General features: G+C 63.4%; 11 protein-coding genes. 4 read left to right on the top strand and 7 right to left on the bottom strand.

The genetic code is table 11. The features are described from left to right. Positions 1-59 precede the first annotated feature (59 nt). The 3 genes from AC5DC2_RS14115 to AC5DC2_RS14105 are packed head-to-tail and all read left to right on the top strand — an operon-like array spanning position 60 to position 2,657. On the top strand, positions 60-977 hold the full coding sequence (locus tag AC5DC2_RS14115; protein ID WP_491698930.1) for an SDR family NAD(P)-dependent oxidoreductase: 918 nt from the start codon (positions 60-62) through the stop codon (positions 975-977). Between the two features lie 4 nt (positions 978-981). After that, positions 982-1,458 carry an acyl-CoA thioesterase gene (locus tag AC5DC2_RS14110; protein WP_491698929.1) on the top strand — a complete coding sequence of 159 codons (477 nt, stop codon included), beginning with the start codon at positions 982-984 and terminating at the stop codon, positions 1,456-1,458. Next, entirely contained in the window at positions 1,455-2,657 is a 1,203-nt protein-coding gene (locus AC5DC2_RS14105; protein WP_491698928.1) for an acetyl-CoA C-acyltransferase, read from the top strand. Before AC5DC2_RS14110 ends, AC5DC2_RS14105 begins: the two co-directional genes overlap by 4 nt. 115 nt (positions 2,658-2,772) lie before the next feature. Here the strand turns inward: AC5DC2_RS14105 and AC5DC2_RS14100 are convergent, their stop codons facing one another. The 7 genes from AC5DC2_RS14100 to AC5DC2_RS14070 all read right to left on the bottom strand — a co-directional run bounded on the left by AC5DC2_RS14100 (position 2,773) and on the right by AC5DC2_RS14070 (position 8,663). After that, a complete protein-coding gene (locus AC5DC2_RS14100) occupies positions 2,773-3,246 on the bottom strand; it encodes a thioesterase family protein (protein ID WP_491698927.1) in 474 nt (157 codons plus the stop codon). Then, a complete protein-coding gene (locus AC5DC2_RS14095) occupies positions 3,243-4,217 on the bottom strand; it encodes a branched-chain amino acid ABC transporter permease (protein WP_491698926.1) in 975 nt (324 codons plus the stop codon). Before AC5DC2_RS14095 ends, AC5DC2_RS14100 begins: the two co-directional genes overlap by 4 nt. Before the next feature lies 1 nt (position 4,218). Then, the gene (locus tag AC5DC2_RS14090) at positions 4,219-5,106 is read right to left on the bottom strand and encodes a branched-chain amino acid ABC transporter permease (protein WP_024706655.1); all 888 of its coding nucleotides are present in this window, start codon (positions 5,104-5,106) and stop codon (positions 4,219-4,221) included. Between the two features lies 1 nt (position 5,107). After that, complete coding sequence (locus AC5DC2_RS14085) at positions 5,108-5,851, bottom strand: ABC transporter ATP-binding protein (protein ID WP_491698925.1); 744 nt, start codon at positions 5,849-5,851, stop codon at positions 5,108-5,110. Then, positions 5,844-6,638 carry an ABC transporter ATP-binding protein gene (locus AC5DC2_RS14080; RefSeq protein ID WP_491698924.1) on the bottom strand — a complete coding sequence of 265 codons (795 nt, stop codon included), beginning with the start codon at positions 6,636-6,638 and terminating at the stop codon, positions 5,844-5,846. Before AC5DC2_RS14080 ends, AC5DC2_RS14085 begins: the two co-directional genes overlap by 8 nt. 9 nt (positions 6,639-6,647) lie before the next feature. Beyond that, positions 6,648-7,853 carry an ABC transporter substrate-binding protein gene (locus tag AC5DC2_RS14075; RefSeq protein ID WP_491698923.1) on the bottom strand — a complete coding sequence of 402 codons (1,206 nt, stop codon included), beginning with the start codon at positions 7,851-7,853 and terminating at the stop codon, positions 6,648-6,650. 72 nt (positions 7,854-7,925) lie between these two features. Beyond that, positions 7,926-8,663, bottom strand: coding sequence for an enoyl-CoA hydratase/isomerase family protein (locus AC5DC2_RS14070; protein WP_491698922.1), 738 nt, complete (start codon positions 8,661-8,663; stop codon positions 7,926-7,928). Between the two features lie 148 nt (positions 8,664-8,811). On the opposite strand from AC5DC2_RS14070, the gene AC5DC2_RS14065 reads away from it, so the two are divergent. Continuing rightward, positions 8,812-9,180 (top strand): AMP-binding protein (locus AC5DC2_RS14065; RefSeq protein WP_491698921.1); only part of this gene is annotated, 369 nt, incomplete at its 3' end.

The following is a 9,180-nucleotide window of genomic DNA, read 5'->3' as shown; positions in this document are numbered from 1 at the left end:
GCAAGACGGGCGCGGACAAAACCGGAATTATCAAGACAAACAATTCGGAGGAGATAGATATGTCGGTTTCATTCAAGGATCAGGTGGCGATCGTCACCGGCGCGGGCGGCGGACTGGGCCGTTCCCACGCTCTCATGCTTGCCAGCCACGGCGCGGCCGTCGTGGTGAACGATTTCGGCGGCGCGCGCGACGGCAGCGGCGGCACCACCGAGGCCAGCGAAGCCGTGGTGCGGGAAATCACCGCAGCGGGCGGACGTGCCATCGCCAATGCCGGCAACGTTGCCTCCGAGTCCGATATGGCGGAGATGGTCGAGCAGGCGCTTTCGGCCTTCGGTCGGATCGACGTGCTGATCAACAATGCCGGCATCCTGCGCGACAAGTCTTTCGCGAAGATGGAAATCGATGACTTCCGGCGCGTGGTCGAGGTGCATCTGATGGGCACGACGATCGCGACCAAGGCCGTCTGGGCGCAGATGCGCGAACAGAAATACGGCCGCATTCTCGTCACCTCCTCGACCTCCGGCAGCTATGGCAATTTCGGCCAGTCCAACTACGGCGCCGCCAAGATGGGCGTGCTCGGGCTGATGAACGTGCTCCATCTCGAAGGCGCGAAATACGGCATTCACGTCAACGCCATCGTGCCCACCGCCGCCACGCGCATGACCGGCGACATGATGGACCCGGCAATGCTGGAGTTGCTCGCGCCCGAACTGGTGTCGCCCGCCGCGGTCTGGCTGGTCAGCCGCGATGTCCCCTCGCGCATTGCGCTGCTTGCAGGCGCAGGCACTGTCGCGCGTCTGGCGCTGGTCGAAAGCCAGGGCGTGTGCTTCGCAGGCCAGGAATTCACGCCCGAAACCGTCGGTGACCGTTTCGACGAGATCGCCAGTCTCGACGGTCAGATCGAGGTGATGGCCGGTCTCGATCACGTTGACCGGATCATCGCCAATGCCCGCGCGGCATTGGCGAAGAAGGACTAGAGCGATGAGCGAACGTCTCGCGCCGCTTCCGCGCGGCGCCTATGCCTGGCATTACGATACGGTAGCGCAATGGAACGATTGCGACATCTATGGCCATGTGAACAACGTGGCCTACCTGTCCTATTTCGATACGGCGATGAATATGGCGCTGATCGAGCACGGCGCGCTCGATCTCTCCGCCGAGGCCGAGGGACCGATCGGTCTGGTGGTGCAAAACGGCACGCAGTACTTCCGGGAGATTACCTTCCCCGCGAGGCTCAGCATCGGCGCCCGCGTCGAGGCCATCGGGCGAACCAGCCTGACCTGGGGCTTTGGCCTTTTTGACCGGGCGGGCGGCGCATGTGCCGCCCGCGGGCGCATCGTCCACGTTTATGTGGACCGCGCCACCCGACGCCCGATCCTGCTCACGCCTGAACTGCGGGCCTGCGCCGAGGCGCTGTTGCGCGATCCTGCCACAGACAACAAGGAGACCCCGTCATGAGGGAAGCCGTCATCGTTTCGACCGCCCGCACGCCGATCGGAAAGGCCTATCGCGGCGCATTCAACGCCACCACCGCGCCCCGGCTGATCGGCCATGCCATCGAGCACGCCGTCGCCCGCGCGCGCGTTGATCCCGCGGAGGTCGAGGATGTCGTGGTCGGCGCCGCCCTGCAACAGGGCACCACCCATATGAATATCGGGCGCACCGGTCTGTTGCGCGCCGGCCTTCCCGTGACCGTTCCGGGCCAGAGCGTCGACCGGCAATGCGCGTCCGGCCTGATGGCGATCGCGATCGCGGCCAAAGAGATCATATCGGACGGCATGGCGGTGACGATCGGCGGCGGAGTCGAGCAGATTTCGCTGGTGCAGACGCCTGAGATGAACACCCGTCACTGGCAGGACCCATGGATCAGCGAGCGGCTGCCCGCAACCTATATGGCGATGGTGGAAACCGCCGAGATCGTCGCGCGCCGCAATGGCGTGAGCCGCGAGGCACAGGATGCCTATGCCCTGCAGTCGCAACAGCGCACCGCCGCCGCGCAGGCCGCGGGCAGGTTTGATGACGAGATCGTGCCGCTCACCACGGTCATGCAGGTCACCGACCGCGAGACCGGCGAAACCACGATGCGCGCGGTGACGCTTGAGCGCGACGAGGGCAACCGACCTTCCACGACCCTGGACGGTCTCGCAGGCCTTGCCCCGGTCTTCAAGGATGGCCAGCAGGTGTCGCAGGGCGCGTTCGTGACGGCCGGCAACGCCTCTCAATTGTCCGATGGCGCTTCCGCCGCGGTGCTGATGGAGCGGCGCGAGGCGGAACGCCGTGGGCTCGCTCCGCTCGGCCTTTATCGCGGCATCGCCGTGACCGGGGTTTCGCCCGAAGAGATGGGGATCGGCCCGATATCCGCGGTCACGAAGCTTCTTGCCACCCACGATCTGAGCGTTGACGACATCGGTCTTTGGGAGCTCAACGAGGCCTTCGCCGCACAGGTCATCCCCTCGCGCGACCAGCTTGGCATTCCCGATGAGCTGCTGAACGTGAACGGCGGCGCGATCTCGATCGGCCATCCCTACGGCATGTCGGGCGCGCGCATGGTCGGCCACGCCCTGATCGAGGGCAGGCGGTGCGGCGCGCGCCATGTTGTCGTCACCATGTGCATTGGCGGCGGCATGGGCGCGGCGGGACTATTCGAAGTCCTGTAGGCGAAGTCCCAGAAGCAATGAGGCGGCCACCACGCGCGGTGGCCGTCTTCCTTTTCACCAGGCCGAAATGTCAGTCCGGCCCCCGGGAAGAGTCCGATCAGGCAAGCCGGGCGTTTCAACCGAGACCGGTGCGCCGATTGAGCCAGTCCGGGTAAGGTTCGTCCCGCTGTGCCGTTTGCAACGCCTCCAGGCGAGCGGCGGCAATTGCAGGAAAAGGCGCGGCCCTTGGCTTGCCGGATTTTCGGGCGACATGAAGAAGCACCTGCTCGCACCAGGCCAGCCGCTCCCCGCTTTCGTCGAGCATCTCCTGATAGAGGTGCATCCGCTTGGCGTCGACCGCGAGCACCCTTGTGCTCACCCTGAAGGCGTCGCCCTCATGGCACTCGCGCTGATAGCCGATCCGCATCTCGAGCGTGTAGAGCGTCGCCTCGCTTTCGGCGCGATAGGCATCGTCGAGCCCGATCTTCTCCATCAGCGCGGTGACCGAGCGTGAGAAGGCGATGCCATAGGCGAAGTCGCCCATATGACCGTTGAAGTCGACCCAGTCGGGAAGCACCCGGAAGGCGCTCCGTGGTATCTCGGTGTTCATTGCTTGCTCCTGACCGCCAGACGATGGCGAAACTCGCCCACGATCCCGCGACGGAACAGCAGAACGCAGACGATGAAAGTTGCACCGAGTGCGGTGGTTACCGGAAAACCGGTGGTGGCGAAATAGTTCTGCAGGGTGACGACCAGCCCCGCGCCGACGATCGGCCCGGCAATGCTGCCGATGCCGCCGAGCAGGGTCATAAGGATCACTTCGCCCGACATGTGCCAGTTCACATCCGTCAGCGTGGCGAACTGGAACAGGATCGCCTTGAGCCCACCGGCCAGACCGGCAAAGCCCGCCGACAGGACGAAGGCGCCGAGCTTGTAGCGTTGCACCGAGTAGCCGAGCGAGATCGCCCTTTGTTCGTTCTCGCGGATGGCCTGCAGGATCATCCCGTAGGGCGAATGCACGATCCGCCAGATCGCGAAGATGCTGGCGACGAAGACGATCGTGAAGACGGAGTAGAGCGCGGTGGTGTCGGAGAGGTCGATGAGCCCGAAAAGGCGGCCGCGCGAGAACCCCTGGATACCGTCCTCGCCATGGGTAAAAGGGGCCTGCAGGCAGAAGAAGTAAAACATCTGCGCCAGCGCCAGTGTGACCATCGCAAAATAAATGCCCTGCCGGCGCACCGCCAGAAGCCCCATGATCAGGCCGAGCACAAGCGCGGCGACAACGCCTGCGAGAATGGCAAATTCGGGGTTCACTTCCCAGACCTTCAGCGCATGCGCCGTGACATAGGCGGAACCGCCGAAGAACGCAGCATGGCCGAAGGACAGAAGGCCGCCATAGCCAAGCAGCAGGTTGAACGCCGACGCGAACAGCGCGAAGCACATCAGCTTCATCAACAGCACGGGATAGACCCAGAGCGGCAGCAGCATCAGCGCTGCAATCAGCGCAAGCACCAGGATGCGCTGCAACCGGTGCGGACGCGTGGTTTCCGCCACCGTCTCGAATTCTTCGGCTTCGATCATGTCAGTATTCCTTTCCGAAGAGACCCGCCGGACGCATCATCAGGACGGCCGCCATGATGACGAAGATCGCGATATTCGCGGCTTCGGGGTAAAAGACCTTGGTCAGCCCCTCGACAATGCCAAGGAGGTAGCCTGTGGCGATGGCGCCGAGGATCGAGCCCATGCCGCCGACAACGACCACCGCGAAGATGATGATGATCATGTTTGAACCCATCGTCGGGCTGACCTGAAAGATCGGCGCGGCGAGCACGCCGGCGATCCCCGCAAGCGCGCAGCCGAAGGCGTAGGTCAAGGTTAGCAGCAGCGGTACATTCACCCCGAAGGCCTGCACGAGGGTGGAATCTTCGGTTGCGGCGCGCAGATAGGAGCCCATCTTGGTTTTCTCGATCAGCGCCCACGTGCCGAAACAGATCAGCAGCGAGGCAACGACAACCCAGCCGCGGTAGATCGGAACCGTCACGAAATCGGTGCGCAGGATGCCCTTCATTTCGTCCGGGGCCGCAAAGGGTTTCCCGGATGAACCGAAGAAATGCTGAAACAGGCCTTCCAGAAGCAGTGCCAGGCCGAATGTGAGCAGCAGACCGTAAAGGTGGTCCAGATCATAGAGACGGCGCAACATGGTCCGTTCGACCAGAGCGCCGACAATGCCCGCGATGACGGGCGCAAGCGCTAGCGATGCCCAATAGCCGAGCCCCAGATACTGGCCCAGCATCCAGGCGGTGAAGGCGCCAAGCATGTAAAAGGCGCCATGCGCGAAGTTCACCACGCGCAGGAGCCCGAAGATGACGGCCAGTCCAAGCGACATCAGCGCGTAGAAGGAGCCATTGATGAGCCCGATCAGAAACTGGCCGGTCAGCACCACCAGAGGCACGCCAAAAATCATTGTCATGTCATACTCCCAGTGCCTTGTTCAGCGTCTCGCGCCTGCCGGACAGTTCCGAGACGGAGAAGCTGTCGATCATCCTGCCTTGATCCATGACGTAGAAATGATCGGCGATCCTGGCCGCGAAACGGAAGTTCTGCTCGACCAGAAGAACGCTGAGCCCGTGGGCTTTCAGCGCCCTCAGCATCTCGCCGATCCGGTCGATGATCACCGGAGCCAGTCCTTCGGTCGGCTCGTCGAGCAGTATCAGGCTGACGCCGGTGCGCAGGATGCGCGCAATCGCCAGCATCTGCTGTTCGCCGCCCGAAAGCCTGGTGCCCGGGCTGTGCCGGCGCTCCAACAGGTTTGGAAACAGCGTGTAGATCTCGTCGAGCGACATCGCCTTGCCGCTGTGGGCCACCATCGGCGGCAGCATCAGGTTCTCTTCGACGCTGAGCGAGGCGAAGATGCCGCGTTCCTCGGGCACGAAACCGATGCCGGCATGTGCGACCCGGTGCAGCGGCAGGCGCAGGATAGACCGCGCATCGAACTCAATCGTTCCCTTGCGTTTGCGCACGATCCCCATCAGGCTGCGCAATGTGGTGGTCTTGCCGACGCCGTTGCGGCCCAGCAGGGTAACGGTCTCGCCGGGATAGATGTCGAGGTCGACGCCGTAAAGCGCCTGGCTCTCTCCGTACCAGGCTTCCAGGCCGCGCACTTTCAGTTGCGCGGCTTCCCGCCTTTCGCGCGTCGTCGCGGAAGCATCAGTCATCGTCCTCGGTCCCCATATAGGCTTCGCGCACGCGCGGATCGGCGCTCACCTCGGCATAATTGCCCTGCGTCAGGATCTCTCCGCGCTGCAGCACGGTGATGTCGTGGCCAATGTCGGCAACAACCTTGATATTGTGTTCCACCATCAGGACGGCGCAGTCCCGGGCGACATCGGAAATGAGCGAGGACATCGTCTCAACATCCTCCTGGCCCATGCCCGCCAGGGGTTCATCGAGAAGCAGCACTCGCGGATCAAGCGCCAACGTGGTTGCGATTTCCAGGGCGCGCTTGCGTCCATAGGAAAGGTCGGCGGCCCGGTGATCGGCCATGTCCGCAAGACCGACGCGACCGAGAAGCTCCATGGCGCGGGGCCTCAGCCGCGAGAGGCTTGCAAGCGAGCGCCAGAACTGCACGGCAAGTCCGTTTGGCCGCTGCAAGGCCACGCAGACATTGTCCACCAGTGACATGTCTCCGAAGGTGGCAGAGATCTGGAACGATCGGGCGACGCCCAGCCGTGCCACATCGGCCGGCGCCATGCGGGTGATGTCGGTTTCGCCATACATGATCGTTCCCGCGCTCGGCTGCAAAAACTTGGTGAGCAGGTTGAACACCGTGCTTTTGCCGGCGCCGTTGGGGCCAATCAACGCGTGGATCCGTCCGTGCCGGATGTCGATATCGACATCCCTGACGGCCTGGAAATTTCCGAAAGTCTTGCTGAGACCCCGTGCCGACAATGCGGCACGGGAGCCCTCCGGCGCGTTGCGCGCCGAAACGGTAGCCATCGTCATGATGTCCCTTTACCCGTTCACGAGCGGGCAATCGCTCTGCTCGATCGGCCGGAAAGCCTCGTCGCCCGGAATGGTGCGCAGGACGTTGTAATAGTCCCACGGACCCTTCGATTCTTCGGGCGTCTTGACCTTGACGAGATACATGTCATGGACGACCCGTCCGTCCTTGCGCAGGGAGGCGTTGTGGTTGAAGAAGTCGTCGATATCCATGCCGCGCATGGTTTCCATGACCTGCGATCCGCTCTTTGCCTGGCCCGATGCCTCGGCCGCCTTGAGGTAGTTCATCACCGACGAGTAGACGCCGGCATGCACCATGGTCGGCATCTTGCCGTCCATCCTTTCGCCGAACCGTTCAGACCAGGCGCGGGTTTCGTCGTTCACGTCCCAGTAGAACGCGGTCGTCAACGTCAGGTTCTGCGCGATCTCGAGGCCGACGCCATGGACATCTGTGAGAAACAGCAGCATTCCGGCGATATCCTGCCCGCCGGCTGTGATGCCGAACTCTTCTGCCTGCTTCAGAGCGGTCATCGTGTCGCCCGAGGAGTTGGCGAGCGCGATGACATCCGCGCCCGAGGCCTGCGCCTGCAGAAGGTAGGACGAGAAATCAGAGGTCTCGCGTGGATGCATGACCTCGCCGACCACGGTTCCGCCGGCGGCCTCGACCGCCGCCGTGGTATCGGCCTCAAGCGCATGGCCGAATGTGTAGTCGACGGTCAGGAAGAACCATTTCTTGTCGCCTTCCAGCGTCATCGCGCGGCCGGTTCCGTTGGCAAGCGCGTAGGTATCCCAGGTCCATTGGGCGGTCGACGGCGAGCAGGAAGCGCCGGTGAGCGCCGAGGAGCCCGCGGTCGAGATCAACAGCGCCGTGTCGCTCTGGCGGGTGATTTCCTGCACGGCGAGCGCCACCGACGACGTCGGCACGTCCGCGATTGCGATCACGTTCTGCTCATCGATCCAGCGGCGCGCCAGCGTCGAGCCGACATCCGGCTTGTTCTGGTGATCGCCGACGATGACTTCCACGTCTTCTCCGAGGAGCTTGCCGCCAAAGTCCTCGACGGCCATCTCCGCGGCGACCTGCGAACCCTTGCCTGAAAGGTCGTAATTCATACCCGACATGTCGGTCAGAACGCCGATCCGGTAGGGTTCGGCATGAGCCCCGGCCGCCAGAACGACAGAGAAGGCCGATGTCAGTATCGCCTTTTTCAGTACAGTCATATAAGTTCTCCTCCCATTGGGCACCGCTCAGGGTGCATGAAAATCCGGGCGATCAAACGCACCGGCCTGCCATCAGGCCCCCCCGCCCCCCTCGGCAAGCAGCTTGGCCAGAAAAAACTGGTCGCTCTCGGCCCCTTCGGCCCAGTTCCGGCGGGCGTGGGCATCGATCGCGGACTTGGTCATGCGAAGGGACATTGGCGGGATTTCCGCAATCTCGGTCGCCCATTTCCGACCCTCGTCGAGCGCCGCGCCCTGCGCAACCTTGCGGTCGGCAAGGCCGAGCGTCAGCGCCTCATCGGCGCCGATCGCTTCGTCGCAGCACAGAATTCTCTTGGCCCGACCCGCGCCGACCCGTTCGGTCAGAAGCGGCAACCCGCCCCAGCCGAGCGTCATGCCGAGGCGCACCTCCGGGAAGCGGAGATAGGCATCCTCTGCCATCACCCGGAAATCGGCGCACAGCGCCAGGATCGCGCCGCCGCCGATGGCCGGCCCCTCCAGCGCGGCGATCACGATCTGCGGCAGCCGCCGCCAGGCCGTGGTCATGCGTGCGCCCGCATTCATGGACAGGTGCCGGGCGACAGCCGGACCTCGCGGTGTCCAGAGCCTTTCATCCTTCAGGTCGACGCCTGCCGCGAAGATCTTGGAGGTGCCGGCGAGCACGACCACCGAAATGTCGGGATCGAGCGAGAGCCTGTATGCCGCCGCTTCCAGTGCGCCGATCATTTCATGGCTCAGCGCATTCGCTTTTCCGCCCCGGTCAAACCGAACGGTTGCAATCGCGCCCTGAACGTCAACCTCTACCCCTGACATTACGGCCATTTCCCTCATCATTTTCCCGTCGCCGAGCGACATACTACTAAGTATGTTGCACATCGCGACCCAACAATGCAATATGAAATATGAGAGGACGAGGAGACGACGCGCGTCCTGAAATTGACTTTTTCCGGAGGAGGAGAAGATGGACCCAATGTCTGAGGACACGGCCCACAAGACCGTTGCGCCGAGCGATCCGGCACTTGACCGAAAGCGTTCCGTTCTGCGCTATATCCTTGATGGATATGCGCAAACCCAGCCTGAAGCGCCCTTTGTCCAGTTCTGGCCCGGACCGTCATGGACCTATGGCGAACTGCATCGCAAGGTCCGCCTCAGGGCGAGCGCGCTCGCGCAGGCCGGTGTCGGCAGAGGCGATCACGTGCTCTGCCTCATGGGCAACAGTCCCGATCTGCTGTGCAGCTGGTTCGCAATAAACTATCTCGGCGCGGTCTATGTGCCGATCAACGCCGGCGCGCGCGGACATATGCTCGAACACATCCTCAGCGATGCCGAC

It is taken from the genome of Martelella sp. (genome assembly GCF_984369615.1).
This window is presented reverse-complemented; position numbering and strand designations above follow the sequence as displayed.

Excerpts from the sequence above, each read along its gene's own strand:
- AC5DC2_RS14100 (WP_491698927.1), bottom strand. The coding sequence starts at position 3,246 with ATGAACACCGAGATACCACGGAGCGCCTTCCGGGTGCTTCCCGACTGG.
- AC5DC2_RS14075 (WP_491698923.1), bottom strand. The coding sequence starts at position 7,853 with ATGACTGTACTGAAAAAGGCGATACTGACATCGGCCTTCTCTGTCGTT.
- AC5DC2_RS14070 (WP_491698922.1), bottom strand. The coding sequence starts at position 8,663 with ATGTCAGGGGTAGAGGTTGACGTTCAGGGCGCGATTGCAACCGTTCGG.
- AC5DC2_RS14080 (WP_491698924.1), bottom strand. The coding sequence starts at position 6,638 with ATGACGATGGCTACCGTTTCGGCGCGCAACGCGCCGGAGGGCTCCCGT.
- AC5DC2_RS14095 (WP_491698926.1), bottom strand. The coding sequence starts at position 4,217 with ATGATCGAAGCCGAAGAATTCGAGACGGTGGCGGAAACCACGCGTCCG.
- AC5DC2_RS14110 (WP_491698929.1), top strand. The coding sequence starts at position 982 with ATGAGCGAACGTCTCGCGCCGCTTCCGCGCGGCGCCTATGCCTGGCAT.
- AC5DC2_RS14115 (WP_491698930.1), top strand. The coding sequence starts at position 60 with ATGTCGGTTTCATTCAAGGATCAGGTGGCGATCGTCACCGGCGCGGGC.
- AC5DC2_RS14090 (WP_024706655.1), bottom strand. The coding sequence starts at position 5,106 with ATGACAATGATTTTTGGCGTGCCTCTGGTGGTGCTGACCGGCCAGTTT.
- AC5DC2_RS14105 (WP_491698928.1), top strand. The coding sequence starts at position 1,455 with ATGAGGGAAGCCGTCATCGTTTCGACCGCCCGCACGCCGATCGGAAAG.
- AC5DC2_RS14085 (WP_491698925.1), bottom strand. The coding sequence starts at position 5,851 with ATGACTGATGCTTCCGCGACGACGCGCGAAAGGCGGGAAGCCGCGCAA.